Origin of the sequence: Streptomyces platensis (assembly GCF_008704855.1) — a bacterium.
Classification (GTDB): Bacteria; Actinomycetota; Actinomycetes; order Streptomycetales; family Streptomycetaceae; genus Streptomyces; species Streptomyces platensis.
Map to the genome: position 1 here is coordinate 1,981,684 of NZ_CP023691.1, position 14,595 is coordinate 1,996,278.

Below are 14,595 nucleotides of genomic sequence, written 5' to 3' on the forward strand. Positions count from 1 at the left end.
CGCCGGGGAGAGCGCCCGGACAGGGTGAGGGGGTACCGTGGAAAAGGCCGGTCGAGTGCGGCGGCGCCACCCTGAGAGAGCGCCTGTCGCACGGTGGGGACCGGCATTGGACCGGTCATATGTGCGCCTCCCAGAGCAGCCGTCTCTCCGGAGACGGCGTCTTCGACCTCACGCGGACGGCCGTGGTGATGGCCGATCGCGCGGGGGTGGCGCAGGGCTGGACGAAGGGCGCCGAGCGGCTGCTGGGCTATGCGGTGTCCGAGGCCGTCGGCAGGCCCCTGGGGGAGCTGTTCGCGGGCGTGGCCACCGGGGCGCCGCAGGACAGCAGGTGGGAGTCCCGGCTGGCGGCGGCGGACGGCTGGAGCGGGCTGGAAGCCGTACGGCACAAGGACGGCCACCGGCTCGACCTGGAGTTCCGCGTGCTGCCGCTGATGGATGCGCAGGAGCACTCGACACGTCTCGTCCTCGCCGCCGAGATGACCCGGACGCCCTGGTCGGGAGCGAGCCGGTCGTTCCTGGAGGGCATCCTCGGTATGTCGCCGATCGGCGTGGCCATGGTGAACGCCGACCTCCAGTTCGTGTGGCTGAACGACGCCTTGGAGCAGATGGGCGGCACCCGCCGCGAGCAGCGCCTCGGGAAGCGGCTGGGGGAGATCCAGCCGGGCCTCGCCGTGGAGGCCATCGAGGCGGAGATGCGCAAGGTGCTGGCCACCGGTACCCCGTCGGTCGGCTACGAGTATCTGGGGCACCCGGAGTCCGATCCGCAGCGGGAGCACGCCTACTCCACCTCGTTCTTCCGGATCGAGGACGAAGCCGGTCAGGTGCTGGGCGTCTGCTACATGGTCCTCGACGTCACGGAGAGCTACCGGGCACGTCAGCGGATGGCCCTGCTGAACCGGGCCGCCGAGCGCATCGGCAGCTCCCTGGACGTCTGGCAGACCGCGCAGGAACTCGCCGACGCGGCGGTTCCGGAGCTCGCCGACTTCGTCACCGTCGATCTGCTCGACGCGCTGCTCTCCGGGGAGGAGCCGCTGCCCGAGCCGGTCGACGCCACGGATCTGTTCACCATGCGCCGGGCGGGGCAGCAGTCGGTACGCGAGGGCTGTCCCGAGGCGGTGGTGGCGATCGGGGACGCGGCCGCCTACCCGCCGTCGGCGCCCGTCGTGCTGAGTCTCATCGAGGGCGATTCGGCGCTGTTCCAGACGCTGGATCTCGCCGACGCCGAATGGGCGGCCGAGGACCCGGTCCGCGCGGCGCACCTGCGGGAACTGGGCTTCCACTCGCTGATGGTGGTGCCGCTCCGGGCGCGGGGCGCCTTCCTGGGGACGGCCGCGTTCGCCCGCTGGCAGCACACCGGGCCGTTCCAGCCCGACGACCTGGTGCTCGCCGAGGAATTCGTCGCCCGCGCCGCGATCTCCATCGACAACGCCCGCAGATACACCCGCGAGCACAATGCGGCCCTCACCCTCCAGCACAGCCTGCTGCCGCACGATCTGCCCGAGCAGTGCGCGGTGGAGGCCGCCTACCGCTATCTGCCGGCCGACTCGCTCAGCGGCGTCGGCGGCGACTGGTTCGATGTGATCCCGCTGTCCGGCGCCCGGGTGGCGCTGGTGGTCGGCGATGTCGTCGGCCACGGGGTGCACGCCGCGGCCACCATGGGGCGGCTGCGGGCCGCGGTGCAGGCGCTCGCCGACCTTGACCTGTCCCCGGAAGAGGTGCTGGCGCACCTGGACGACATGGTCAACCGGGTCGGCCACGACACCAACGCCGACGACGGGGTCATCGGAGCCACCTGCCTGTACGCGGTCTACGACCCGGTCGGCTGCCGCTGCACGCTGGCCCGCGCCGGACACCCCGCACCGCTGCTCATCAGCCCCGCGGGCGAAGGTCAGCTGCTGGAGCTGCCGACCGGACCGCCGCTGGGGCTGGGCGGGATGCCCTTCGAATCCGTCGAACTCCCGTTGGGGGAAGGCAGCCTGCTGGCCCTCTACACCAACGGCCTGCTGCTGGGGAAGGCGCTCGATCTCGACGGCGGGATCACCAGGCTGCGTACCGCCCTGGCCGATCCGCAGGCCCCGCTGGAGGATCTCTGCGACACGGTGATCGGCGCTCTGCCGGGCGGACGGCCGGTCGATGACGTGGCGTTGCTGCTGGCCCGCACCCGCGCCCTGGCGCCGTCCCAGCTGGCGACCTGGGAGATCCCCGCCGATCCGTCCGCGGTCGGCCAGGCCCGCAGGTCCGCCGCCGGCCGGCTGGCGGAGTGGGGCCTGGAGGACCTCGTCTTCTCCACCGAGCTGATCGTCAGCGAACTGGTCACCAACGCCATCCGGCACGCCTCCGGGCCGATCAGCCTGCGGATGATCCGGGCGCGGACGCTGATCTGCGAGGTGTCGGACAGCAGCAGCACCTCGCCGCACCTCCGCCATGCGCGCACCACCGACGAGGGCGGCCGGGGGCTGTTCCTCATCGCCCGGTACGCCGAGCGCTGGGGCACCCGCTACACCGCCCAGGGGAAGATCATCTGGGCCGAACAGTCGCTCCGTTCGGCCGACGGCCCCGTATCGGCGAACGCCGTGGACGCGCTCCTCGAAGGCCTCGACGACATCGGCGACCCGTCCCCCGACGGCGGCACCGAAGGCCGCTGACAACCACTCCCGCGCGGACGGCTCCCACCGCGCACGGCTCCCCCCGCGGACGACTCCCGCCGATGCCAATTCCCGCTGCGGGTACGGCCCGAGAGCGGCGCAAGGTGGCCGCGGCAGCTGCGGTTCGAGGCGACCGGGACACCCGTACGGGCGGCGCTCCCCGCCCGTACGGGTGCCCGTTTCCTCCCCATCTGCATGAGCCCCCGCTTAGCCGTCCCTTAAGGCCACCATAACGATCACCAGGATCGCCCTTTCACCGGCAAAAGCGCTGTTCAGCGCGGCTAGCGTGCTGTTCGCAAGGCGGGTCGCGGACCGTCGGCGCCGGTCACCGGGGGCGGCGTCGCCGGACGCGACCCGACCCCCACCGCTCCCCCGCCACTCCCGCTCCCCGCACCTGAAGGAGACCCCCACGATGACCGTTCGTCGCAAGGCCACCGGGATCGCACTCATCGGCATCGCCCCGCTCGCGCTCACCGCGCTCACCGCGAGCCCGGCCGCCGCACACGGCTCGATGACGGACCCGGTCAGCCGGGTCTCGGCCTGCTACGCCGAGGGCCCCGAGAGCCCGCGGTCCGCGGCGTGCAAGGCCGCCGTCCAGGCCGGCGGGGCCCAGGCCCTCTACGACTGGAACGGCGTACGGGACGGCGAAGCGGGCGGCCGGTCCCGGACCCGTATCCCGGACGGCAAGCTGTGCAGCGCCAACAGCGCCGAGTACAAGGGCCTGGACCTGGCCCGTGCCGACTGGCCGTCGTCCCCGATGCGGGCGGGCGGCCACACCTTCCACTACAAGGCCACCGCGCCCCACCGGGGTTCGTTCGAGCTGTACCTCACCAAGGCCGGCTATGACCCGAAGAAGCCGCTGAAGTGGTCCGACCTGGAGTCGAAGCCGTTCGCGAAGGTCGTCGACCCCAAGCTCGTCAACGGCGAGTACGTCTTCGACGCGAAGGTGCCGGCGCGGTCCGGACGCCATCTGATCTACAGCATCTGGCAGCGGTCGGACAGCCCCGAGGCGTTCTACACCTGCTCGGACGTGGTCTTCGGCAAGAAGGCGGCCGGCACCGGCAGCGCGGCGGCGCCCGCGCCGTCCGCCTCCGCGCCGACCGACGCCCAGATCGCGGCGGGCGCCCCCAAGTCGTCGGTGGGCACGGGTCACCACCATCACGGCGGCGAGGCCGGCCACACGGGCACGGTCCGGTCGGCGGCCGCCGACGCCCCGGCGCCCGCCGATCACGCGGAGGCCAACGGCGCGCACCCCCACGGCGGTTCCCGGCCGGTCGGCGGGCAGCGGCTGGCGGAGACCGGCGGGGACAGCTCCACCGCCTCGCTCGCCGTGAGCGGCGCCGCCGTGGTCGCCCTCGGCGCCGGGGTCCTGTTCCTCACCACCCGCCGCAAGGCCGCCCGGCACCGCGACTGAGCCCGCAGCCCGGCGGGTCCGGTAAGCGGCGCCGCCCCTGCTTCACCGCGGGGGCGGCGTCGTCGACGTATCAGGAGCCGGCCGGCGGCAGCGCCTCGATGATGTCGTTGGCGACATGCTGGTAGATGACCGAGCTCCGGCAGTCGACGACCTCACGGCGCTTGAAGACCTGGTCCATCAGGAGCGCGTGCAGCCGGTCGACGTCGGGGACGGCCACATGGACGAGGAAGTCGTCGCCGCCCGCGACGACATAGACGCTGAGCACCTCGGGCAGCGAGGTCAGAAAGGCCTTGAAGCGCTCGATGACCTCGCGGTTCATCGGGCGGATACGGACCGTGAGCAGCGCCTGTACGGGCCGGTTGAGGGCGCGCAGGTCCACGGTCGCGCGATAGCCGGTGATCACTCCCCGGGCGCGCAGGGCCCGGACCCGCTCCAGGCAGGTGGAGGGCGCGATGTTCAGCCGGCGGGCCAGGTCACGGTTGGTCTGCCGTGCATCGCGCTGTAGTTCACGCACAATCGCCGAATCAATGTCGTCCATGAGCCCCATGGTGCCGCAGCCGCCGAATTATGTTCGGCGAGAGGCCAGATTGATCAATCCAGCGGTTACGTTCTGCGGCTGTGACCGTACAACAAACATCCCTCCCGGCATCCGCACTACCGGATGTACGGCGGCTGGGCGTCGGCAGCGGTACCGCGCTGTGCGCCGGGGCCGTCCTCGGGCCCGGCGTGCTGACGCTGCCGTCCCTGGCCGCCGCCGCGGCCGGCCCCGCCTCGATCCTGGCCTGGGTGGTCCTGCTCGCCCTGTGCGTGCCGGTGGCCGCCTCCTTCGCGGCGCTCGGCGCGCGGTTCCCCGACGGCGGGGGCGTGGCCACCTACGTACACCGGGCGATCGGGCCGCGGGCGGCGGCCGTGGTGGGGTGGTGGTTCTACGGGGCGGTGCCGATCGGCGTGGTCTCGGCGTCGTGGATCGGCGGGAAGTACGTGGCCGACGCGGCCGGCTGGGGCGGCACGGGCGCGGCCGTGGTGGCCGCGGCGGTGGTCGCGGTGGCGCTGGTCTCCAACGCGGTGGGGCTGCGGCTGTCGGGCCGGGTGCAGCTGCTGCTCGGCGGGCTGCTGGCGGTGGTGCTGCTGGGCACCGTGCTGGCCGCCGCGCCGCAGGTGTCCGCCGCCCACTTCACCCCGTTCATGCCGGGCGGCTGGTCCTCGGTCGGGTCGGCGGCCGTGGTGCTGTTCTTCGCGTTCGCCGGGTGGGAGGCGGCCAGCCATCTGTCGGGCGAGTTCGCCGATCCCGCGCGGGATCTGCCGCGGGTCACGCGCCGTACGCTCGCCGTCATCACCGTGCTCTACCTGGGGCTCGCGGTGGCCACGATCGGTGCGCTGGGTCCGGCCGCGGCCGGGACCGAGACCCCGCTGACCGAGTTGCTCGCCCGGAGCGTGGGCGGCGCCGCCCGCCCCGTGGCCGCCGTGGCGGCGCTCTTTCTGACCTTCGGCGCGGTCAACTCGTATCTGGCCGGGGCCTCCCGGCTCGGTGCGGCGCTCGCCCGGGACGGGGCGGCGCCGCGCGCGCTGGCCAAGGGCGGCGCGCCGGGTGAGGTGCCGCGGCGGTCACTGACGGTGCTCGGCGGGGCGGCCGTGCTCGTGGGGGCAGCGGCGGGCTTCGGCGGCGCCGACCTGGATCTCCTGATGAGGGCCACCGCCACCTGTCTGGCGGCGGTGACCCTCGCCGGCCTGGCCGCCGCGCTGGTGCTGCTGCCCCGCCGCGCTCCCCTGTGGTGCGGCGGATGCGCGAGCGCCCTGCTGACGGCGGCCGTGCTGGTCTTCTCAGGATGGCTGCTGCTGATCCCGGCGGGACTCGCCTGCGCGGCCGTCGGCTTTCTGACGCTGCGCCGGATCACCCGATGAGGCGGCGCAGCAGCCGTACATAGCGGCTCCAGCGGGCGGGCCGGGCGACGGTGCCCGTACAGGCCCGTTCGGCGCGGTCCAGGGGGCGCGGCCAGAGCGGGCCGGTGCCGCCGGACAGGCCGTCGATCAGCAGACCCGCCTCGGCGCCGGACACCGGCAGCTCCCGCTCGTGCACGTTGCAGACACCCATCGCGCCCTTCCTCACCTGGTCCGCACCCGTTCTAGAGGCGCCTCTCCAATATAGTGGAGAGTACCCTCTAGAACATGGCCAGGCCACCCCGGTTCGACACCGCACAGCTCCTCGACGCCGCCGTACAGCTGGCGGCCGAGTCCGGGCCCTCGGGCGTCACCATGTCCGCGGTCGCGGCCGCCGCCGGCGCCCCCAGCGGCTCGCTCTACCACCGTTTCGCCGGCCGCTCGGCGCTGCTGGCCGAGGTGTGGCTGCGTACCGTCGAGGGCTTCCAGGCGGGCTACTTCGAGGCCCTCGAATCCTCGGACGACCCGCGCGCCGGGGGCCGGGCGGCCGCCCGGCACATCGTGGCGTGGAGCCGCACCCACCCGGCGGAGGCCGCGCTGCTCCTGTACGGGGCCCAGGAATTCGGGCGGGACGACTGGTCCGACGAGCATCTGCTGCGCGCGGAAGAGGGGAACATGCAGGTACGGGCCGCCCTGGCGGCGCTCGCGGGGGCCCTGGGGCTGCACGGCAGAGAGGGCTTCGACCGGGTGACGCTCGCCGCCGTCGACCTCCCGCTGTCGCTGGTCCGCCGCCATCTGCGCGGCGGCACCCCGCTGCCCCCGCACGCCGAGGACCTGGCGGAGCGGTGCACCGACGCCCTGTTGGCCGCCGACTGACCCTCACGCCTGATACGGAGCGCGGCCCGGCCCCGCCGCGGCGGCGGACCGGGCCGGCTCCCGGTCAGCCCGGCAGACAGGTCGTCCGGGTGGCGTGCGCCGGGTCGAGGGCGTTGGCCGTCTCGTGGAAGGCGACGCGGTCGACGAGCCCGATGGCCACATGCTCGGAGAGGTCGAGCCCGCACAGATCCTGGACCACCACATTGCGTACATCGGGGCCGTCGAGGAAGGCACTCCGGTAGGGGGTGACGACCTCGTCGTACTTGGTCGCGATCACGGTGTAGTGCACCCCGGGGAGCGTGTCACCGCCCTCGTTGAGGCGGTTGAGGATGTCGGAGCCGGCGATCTGGTCGGCCAGCCCGGGAGTCAGCTTGTCGATGTAGTCCTTGGCACCGGGAAAGTGGTCGAGCAGACGGGTCAGGCCGTTCAGATCGGTGCCGTGGTTGTCGGGTGCCAGCCCGACCAGCGTGTTCACCTTGTCCGCACCGCCATGGAACTTCAGGTACACCCGCGACATCATGCCGCCCTGCGAGTGGCCGACGAGATCGACCTTCTCGGTGCCGGTGGCGGCCAGCACCCGGTCGACATAGGCGGCGAGCTGCTGGGCGGACGCGTCGACCGGGCCCAGCCCGTGGAAGAACGGGACGCCGGGCAGCTGACCGTAGTCCAGGGAGAAGACGCAGTAGCCGCGGGCCACCAAGTAGGGCGCCAGGCCGAGCCAGTTGTCGATGGAGTTGCCGAGCGTGCCGTGCACCAGGACCACCGGCCGCGGGTGGGCGGCGGAGGGCTTGCAGGAGTAGTTGTTCCAGCCGCTGCCGGCGGCGGTGCGCGTGGGGTGCTGGGCGGCGCCTCCGGCCGGGGTGGTGGCGGGCGACGGGTCGGCGGCCGCGGCGGGGACGGTGGCGGCACCGAGGGCCAGGGCGAGGGCGGGGAGAAGGGTGAGCGTTCTTGACCAGCGCAGCTTCATACGATGCTCCTTGCGGGGTGAGGGGACTCCGAAGTGCTCCGTGAGCCGTTCACCTGCGATCCGGATCGCAAGGGCCAACGCAGTTGACTGGCAAGTAAGTTACGGCTGGGTAAGCGCGGTGTGCCAGCGGTGTGACGGTGAAGGAAGCCGCACACAACCCTCACCGGACGTCCGGGGTTCAACGAACGGTTTCCGTGCCGGTGCGCCCCGTCCGTCGCGACCGGACCGGATGTCAGACCCGTCGCGTAGAGTCGGCAACGGCTTGACCAGCTACGGGACTTGGCCAGGTAAGAGACTTGGCCGGGGACGAGACATGAGGGGGCGACCAATGGAAACGGCCGGGACGGCGGATCTGACCGGGCTTGTGGAGATCGACTCGAAGGCGGAGCTGCGCGAGCTGATGGGTGAGCCCAGCTCCCATGCGGCGCACAAGACCCGGTACCGGCTGCACGACCTCGACCGGCAGTGGCTGGCCCGCTCGCCGTTCTGCGTGATAGCCACCGCGGACGCGCAGGGCCGCTGCGACGTCTCACCCAAGGGCGACCCCGCGGGCTTCACCCATGTCCTGGACGACACCACCCTGGTGATCCCGGACCGCCCCGGCAACAAGCGCGTGGACGGCTGGATGAACGTCCTCGACAATCCGCATGTCGGGCTGAACTACCTCCTCCCGGGCCGCGGTGACACCCTGCGCATCAACGGCCGCGCCCGGCTGCTGCGCGACGCCCCGTTCTTCGACGCCCTGACCGTCAAGGGCCACCGCCCCCGGCTGGCGCTCCTGGTGGAGGTCGAGGAGATCTTCTACCACTGCTCCAAGGCGTTCCTCCGCTCGGACCTGTGGAAGCCGGAGACCTGGCACCCCGACGCGCTGCCCTCCCGGGCCCGCATCGTCAAGGGCCTCGAAGCCCCGGACCACTCCCTGGAGGAACTGGAGCAGCACTACGGCCCCCAGTACGCGGAACGGCTCTACGGCTGAGGCAGGGGGAGCCGGGGACCGGCCGGACCGGACCGGTCCAAAGGGCAGGTCCGATCCGGCCGTTCGGCCTCCGGCCGGTGCCGTGATCGCCGTAATCGAGGTGACGCGGCTGGGGAGTCCGGCCAGGCTGGTTCCATGCAGCATCCGGAAGAGCAGCCGTTGGCCGGTGGAAACGTCAGCGCCGGTGTCGTCCGTGTCGGGGACACCGTCCGCCGCCCCGCCGGTCCGTGGACCCCTGCGGTGCACGCCCTCCTCACGCATCTGCACGAAGTGGGGTTCCGGGCCGCCCCGCGCCCCCTCGGCATCGACGAACAGGGCCGGGAGGTGCTGACCTTCATGCCGGGCCAGGTGGTCTGGCCCGACCGGTTCTCCCTGCTGGAGCCCGCTCGGCGGCTGGCCCGGGTGGCGCGTCTCATCAGGGACTTCCACGACGCCGTGCAGAGCTTCACGCCACCGCCCGACCCGCACTGGCAGGTGCTCCTCCCCGCCGGGGGAAGCGAGATCATCGCCCATCAGGACCTGGCTCCCTGGAACCTCGTGGTCGGCGCGGAGGACGAGTGGGCCTTCATCGACTGGGACGCGGCCGCCCCGGGGACCCGGCTCGGCGATCTCGCGTATGCGGCGCACGGCTTCCTCCCGCTGTCGGCGCAACCCGGCCGGCAGCGCGCCGATGCCGGGGGCCGGCTGCGGATTTTCGCCGATGCCTACGGTCTCGACGAGGCCGAGCGGCGCCGGCTGGTCCCGCTGCTGGGGCGCCGTACGCGGGCCATGCATGACTTCCTGCGGGAGCAGGCCGCCCTGGGCACACAGCCCTGGGCAACCCTGTGGGCGGAAGGCCACGGCGACGTCTGGCGCAGTGATGCCGCCTATATCGAGCAGCGGGCGGACCAGTGGGAGAAGGCCCTGCTCGCCGGCTGACCGGCTGACCGGCGGCAAGCTACGGCCGGTTGACCCCGCGTCCGAGGGGCTTGGTGCCCGGAGGCGGTGGGGTCCGGCCCGCCTGGCCGAGGGTTGCGGCGGGGCGTACGCTCGCGGTCCCGAAGCGTGCCCTGGCGCGGTCGACGGCGGCCTCGATGCGGTGCGCCTTGTCGTCGGACGGGTCGAAGGTCAGCTGGCGTGCGGCGCGTTCGGCGCGGCAGAGGTCCTCCGCGCGCAGTGCCACGGAGCGTACTCGCGCCCGCTGAAGTCCGAGCGCGGCGTGCAGCGCATAGGCCGCATCGGTCAGTGCGGGACCGTGCGCGGTCGGTCCGTCCAGCCGCCGGGTGCGGGTCGTGGTGGAGCGGTCGGCATAGCGGACGGTGAGGGTGAGCGCGCGGGCCACCTGCCCGCTCGCACGCATCCGGGCACCGAGGCCGTCGGCGAGCGAGAGCAGCGCCCGGCGGCGCCTGGCCGGGTCCAACTCGTCGTGGACGAAGCGGTGTTCGGCACCCATCGAGCGGGCCGCGGCGTTGGGCGTCACCGGCGTCGGATCGATACCGCGGGCCCGTTCGTACACGATCCGCCCCGTCCTGGCGCCGAGGATCCGCTGGAGGGTCGCGGGCGGGGCGGCGGCGACCCGGCCGACGCTGTCGAGCCCGTACGCACACAGGGCGCGCGCGGTCGCCGGGCCGACACCGTGCAGTGCCGAGACCGGACGGCGGTCGAGGAACGCGGCGACGGCCGGGGCGCCTTCGGGGACGGCCCGGATCTCCCCGGGCGCCGCCCCCTGGGCCGCCATCCGGGCGAGCAGCGGGTTGGCGCCGATCCCGATCGTGCACCGTACGCCGTGCCAGGCCAGGGCGCGCAGCCGCACCAGTTCGGCGAGGCCCGTCGCGTCCCGGTCGAAATAGCGCAGCGCACCACGCACATCCGCCAGCGCGGCGTCCGGCGGCAGCGCCTCGATCACCGGGGTGAACTGCGCCAGCAGCACCAGCAGTTGTTCGAAGCATCCGGCGCTCACGGGGGTGCCGTCGACGGTCCGGAACCGGATATGGAGCATGCCCGGCTGCCGCGGGGCGCCGGGCGGATCCGGCGGTGCGGCGGGTGGCCTCGGCGCGGGGGTCATCCCGCGCTCCCCGGGCTGGAGTGCCACAGCTTGCGTCCGGTGGCGGCGCGTTCGCCGGGGGGCTGGAGGTCGGCCCACGGGTGCAGCTCGTAGCCGGTCGTCAGCCGGATGGTGCGGCCCGGGACGGCGGCCGCCTCGGACTCCCGGTCCGTCCCGGGCTCCGCGCCCGGACGCTGGCCCGGCTCCGCCGCCGGCGCGTCCGGCTCCGCCGCCGGGGTGTCCGCCTCGGCCGTCCCCGCACCTGCCTCGGCCGACCCCGCGTCCGGCACCTCCGCGAGCCGGGCGGCGACCGCCTCCAGCCCGCCCTCGCGGCGCAGTTCGGCCAGCTCGGCGAGGTTCCAGGCGGCGGCGCCGACCACGCTGAGGCTGCGCGGACCGCGCCGCTGGACCGTGCCGCGCACCAGCAGCAGCCAGGAGTGGAAGATCGTGTGCGCACAGGCCGCATGGCTGTCGTCGAAGAAGGCGCAGTCGACCAGTCCGGTGCTGTCGTCCAGGGTGGTGAAGATGACCCGGCGGCCGGAGCGGATCGGCGGCGTCTGGGTGGCCGCCTTGGCCCCGGCGACCAGCACTGTCTCACCGTGCCGGGCATCGCGCAGCAGCCGGGCCGGCAGCGCGCCCAGCTCCGCGAGGAACTCCCGGTGGTCGGCCATCAGATGACGGGAGGCGTCCATGCCGAGGACGCCCAGCTCGGCGCTGAGCCGTTCGACCTCGCTGAGGTCGGGCAGCCCGGCCGGCTCGACCGGATCGACCGGTTCCGCGTCCGCGCCGTCGAGGGCCCGGCCGGGCAGCGTCAGCTGGCCGCCGGGCGCCTGCCGGCCGCGGTGGTGCAGCTCGGCGAGGTACAGCAGCAGGTCCCGCCGGTTCGCCCCGAAGGCGTCCAACGCGCCCACCCGTGCGAGGCGTTCGGCCACCGCGCGGCCCGGCCTGGCCCGCTGCCACAGGTCCGGCAGCGAGCGGTAGGGCTGCCCGGCCTCGATCCGCTGCGCCTCGGCCTCGCTCATGCCGTGCACATCGGAGAGCGCGAGCCGCAGGCCCCAGACCGCGGAGTCCCCCGGGCCGTCGCCACGGGAAGCCGCACCGGACACCAGTTCGATTCGATGAGCGACCGCCGACCGGTTCACATCCAGCGGCAGCACCGGCACCCCGCGCCGCCGCGCGTCCGCGAGCAGCAGCCGCTTCGGGTACATCCCCGGGTCATGGGTGAGCAGCCCGGCATAGAAGGCCGCGGGATGGTGTGCCTTGAGCCAGGCGGACTGGTAGGTGGGCACCGCGAAGGCCACCGCGTGCGCCTTGCAGAAGCCGTACGAGCCGAAGGCCTCGACGATCTCCCAGGTACGCGCGATCACTTCGGGTGCGTACCCGCGCCGCTCGGCGCGCTGCGCGAACCAGGCGCGCACCCGGCCCTGGAGCTCCGGATGCGACAGCGCCCGCCGCTTCTCGTCACCCTCGTCCCGCCCGCAGCCCGTCATGATCCGCAGCAGCTCGATGATCTGCTCGTGGAACACCACCACCCCATAGGTCTCGCGCAGCGGTTCCTCCAGGTCGGGGTGCGGATAGCGGATCGCCTTGCGGCCGTGCCGGGCCTCGATGAAGGGCCGCACCATGTCGGCGGCGACCGGCCCGGGACGGAAGAGGGAGATGTCGACGACCAGGTCGTGGAAGGTGGCGGGCTGCAACCGGCCGACCAGGTCGCGCTGGCCCGGCGACTCGATCTGGAAGCAGCCGAGCGTCTCGGTCGAACGGATCAGGTCGTAGGTGGCCGGGTCCCCGGGCGGCACCTGTGCGGGGTCGTCGAGATCGATCCGGCGCCCCGTGGCCCGGCCGATCTCGGCGACCGCATGCGCCATCGCGGACTGCATCCGCACGCCCAGCACATCGAGCTTGAGCAGACCCATCTCCTCCACGTCGTCCTTGTCGAACTGCGACATGGCGAAGCCCTCGCCGCTGGTCGGGACGACCGGCGTACGGTCCAGCAGCGTGGCGTCGGAGAGCAGCACCCCGCACGGGTGCATGGCGATACCGCGCGGCAGGGCGTCCAGTGCCTCGACCAGCGGCCACAGCCGCTCGCCGCCGGCCTCCCGCACCCCGCGCAGCTCCGGCAGCTCGGCCAGCGCGGCCCGGGCGTCCCGGGCGCGGATGTGCGGGAAGGCCTTGGCCAGCCGGTCCACCCGCGCCGGGTCCATGCCCAGGGCGGCGCCCACGTCCCGTACGGCGTGCCGGACGCGATAGGTCTCGGGCATCGAGACGGTGGCGACCCGCTCCGCGCCGAACCGGTCGAAGATCGCGCGGTAGACCTCCAGTCGGCGGGCGGACTCCACATCGATGTCGATATCCGGCAGCGCCGCCCGCCGCTCGGACAGAAAACGCTCCATCAGCAGCCCGTGCTCGACCGGATCGGCGTGTGCGATGCCCAGGAGGTGGTTGACCAGGGAACCCGCGCCGGACCCGCGCGCCGCGACCCGGATGCCCATCTCCCGTATGTCGTCCACGACTTGAGCGACCGTCAGGAAGTACGAGGGGTAGCCGAGCCGTTCGATGGTGCGCAGCTCGTCGTGCAGCCGCGCCCAGCGTTCACGGTCGTGGTCGTAGCCGCGCAGCACCATCCCGGCGGCGCAGCGCGAGCGCAGCACCCGGGCGGCGGTGCGCCGGCCCGCGCCGACCAGCCGCGGCTCGGGGAAGTGGATCCGGCCCAGCCCGATGTCGTCCTGCGGATCGACCAGGCACTCCCCGGCGGCCTCCTCGGTCATGGCGAGCAGCCGGTGGGCCAGGCCGCGCCGGAAACCGGCCGCCTCGGCGATCCGCCCGGCGGTGTGGCTCATCGTGGCGCCGTCCTTGAGCCAGCGTTCCCCGCTGTCCCGGGCCTCGGGCCGGCGCCGGTCCACCGGCACCAGACGGCGGGCGGAGTCCAGGACATCGGCGACCGGGCCCTGACCGGGGTCGGCGTAGCGGACCGCGTTGGTCAGGACGGCGCGGAGGCCCTGGTCGACGGCGAAGCCGAGGGTACGGGCGGCCAGCCGCGGGGAGCCGGGGCCGCTGCCGGGCCGGCCGTGGTCGACGACCTCCAGGCGCAGCGCCTCGCCGTACAGCTCACGCCAGGGGCCGAGGAGCCGCGCGGCACGGTCCGGCCGGCCGGCCGCCAGCGCCCGGCCGACCTCGGAGTCCGGCCCGAGCAGCACGGTCAGTCCGTCCGTGGCGGCCTCCAGGGCACTCCACGGGAGGACGGGCTGCTCCCCCTGCCCGGCGTGGGCGGCCGAGACCAGCCGGCACAGGGCGGCCCAGCCGGCCGCTCCGTCCCGGGCCAGGAAGACGGCACGGGCGGCGGACTCGTCGAGGAAGGCGCCGCCACGCACCGGGGTGCGGCGGCGCGCGGTGGGCGTGGGCGCCGACGCGCGCTCCGCCACGGCGAGTTCGCTGCCGAACAGCGGGCGGATACCGGCTTCGGCCGCGGCCTTGGCGAACCGTACGGACCCGGAGAGCCCGTCCCGGTCGGTCAGTGCGAGGGCGTCCATACCGCGCTCGGCGGCGCGCTCGGCGAGCCGCTCCGGATGGGAGGCGCCGTAGCGCAGGGAGAACCCTGAAGCGGTGTGCAGATGCGTGAACCCGGGCATCCGCACCTCCTGCACCTCATCCGCCCCCCGGCTGACCTTGCGTCCCCCGTTCCTCCTCTCCACCATAACCCGCGCATCGAACATTCGTACGAAGACATGCCGGGAGGCCGGTCACCGATCCGCCGATCAGCCCCACCGATCTGCGCAGCTTTGCCGCCAACCGGAAGATAAGGGAGCAAAAGCACCG

11 protein-coding genes are annotated in these 14,595 nt (G+C 73.5%); 6 read left to right on the forward strand and 5 right to left on the reverse strand.

Annotated features, from left to right (window positions below):
- The first annotated feature begins 119 nt into the window (after positions 1-119).
- Both CP981_RS08565 and CP981_RS08570 read left to right on the forward strand, forming a co-directional pair.
- Positions 120-2,645, forward strand: a complete 2,526-nt coding sequence (locus tag CP981_RS08565; protein ID WP_085924271.1) for a SpoIIE family protein phosphatase — start codon at positions 120-122, stop codon at positions 2,643-2,645.
- A gap of 412 nt (positions 2,646-3,057) precedes the next feature.
- Entirely contained in the window at positions 3,058-4,059 is a 1,002-nt protein-coding gene (locus CP981_RS08570) for a lytic polysaccharide monooxygenase auxiliary activity family 9 protein (protein ID WP_085924270.1), read from the forward strand.
- Between the two features lie 70 nt (positions 4,060-4,129).
- On the opposite strand, the gene CP981_RS08575 is transcribed toward CP981_RS08570, so the two are convergent.
- Entirely contained in the window at positions 4,130-4,597 is a 468-nt protein-coding gene (locus tag CP981_RS08575) for an Lrp/AsnC family transcriptional regulator (RefSeq protein ID WP_085924269.1), read from the reverse strand.
- Positions 4,598-4,677: 80 nt separating this feature from the next.
- On the opposite strand from CP981_RS08575, the gene CP981_RS08580 reads away from it, so the two are divergent.
- On the forward strand, positions 4,678-5,961 hold the full coding sequence (locus CP981_RS08580) for an APC family permease (RefSeq protein WP_244329595.1): 1,284 nt from the start codon (positions 4,678-4,680) through the stop codon (positions 5,959-5,961).
- Here the strand turns inward: CP981_RS08580 and CP981_RS39500 are convergent.
- Positions 5,951-6,151 (reverse strand): hypothetical protein, encoded by a 201-nt coding sequence (locus tag CP981_RS39500; RefSeq protein WP_085924268.1) that lies wholly within the window; start codon positions 6,149-6,151, stop codon positions 5,951-5,953. The genes CP981_RS08580 and CP981_RS39500 overlap by 11 nt on opposite strands.
- 74 nt (positions 6,152-6,225) lie before the next feature.
- Between CP981_RS39500 and CP981_RS08590 the strand changes: the two genes are divergently transcribed.
- Positions 6,226-6,813: a TetR/AcrR family transcriptional regulator gene (locus CP981_RS08590; RefSeq protein WP_085924267.1), complete on the forward strand. Its 588-nt coding sequence runs from the start codon at positions 6,226-6,228 to the stop codon at positions 6,811-6,813.
- 64 nt (positions 6,814-6,877) lie between these two features.
- Here the strand turns inward: CP981_RS08590 and CP981_RS08595 are convergent, their stop codons facing one another.
- Positions 6,878-7,780: an esterase/lipase family protein gene (locus tag CP981_RS08595; protein WP_085924266.1), complete on the reverse strand. Its 903-nt coding sequence runs from the start codon at positions 7,778-7,780 to the stop codon at positions 6,878-6,880.
- Between the two features lie 328 nt (positions 7,781-8,108).
- Between CP981_RS08595 and CP981_RS08600 the strand changes: the two genes are divergently transcribed.
- Both CP981_RS08600 and CP981_RS08605 read left to right on the forward strand, forming a co-directional pair.
- Positions 8,109-8,756 carry a pyridoxamine 5'-phosphate oxidase family protein gene (locus CP981_RS08600; RefSeq protein ID WP_085924265.1) on the forward strand — a complete coding sequence of 216 codons (648 nt, stop codon included), beginning with the start codon at positions 8,109-8,111 and terminating at the stop codon, positions 8,754-8,756.
- 135 nt (positions 8,757-8,891) lie between these two features.
- Positions 8,892-9,674, forward strand: a complete 783-nt coding sequence (locus CP981_RS08605) for a phosphotransferase (protein ID WP_085924264.1) — start codon at positions 8,892-8,894, stop codon at positions 9,672-9,674.
- 19 nt (positions 9,675-9,693) lie between these two features.
- On the opposite strand, the gene CP981_RS08610 is transcribed toward CP981_RS08605, so the two are convergent.
- Both CP981_RS08610 and CP981_RS08615 read right to left on the reverse strand, forming a co-directional pair.
- The gene (locus CP981_RS08610; protein WP_085924332.1) at positions 9,694-10,800 is read right to left on the reverse strand and encodes a DNA polymerase Y family protein; all 1,107 of its coding nucleotides are present in this window, start codon (positions 10,798-10,800) and stop codon (positions 9,694-9,696) included.
- Complete coding sequence (locus tag CP981_RS08615) at positions 10,797-14,408, reverse strand: DNA polymerase III subunit alpha (protein WP_085924333.1); 3,612 nt, start codon at positions 14,406-14,408, stop codon at positions 10,797-10,799. The genes CP981_RS08610 and CP981_RS08615 overlap by 4 nt, the downstream gene beginning before the upstream one ends.
- Positions 14,409-14,595: the final 187 nt, after the last annotated feature.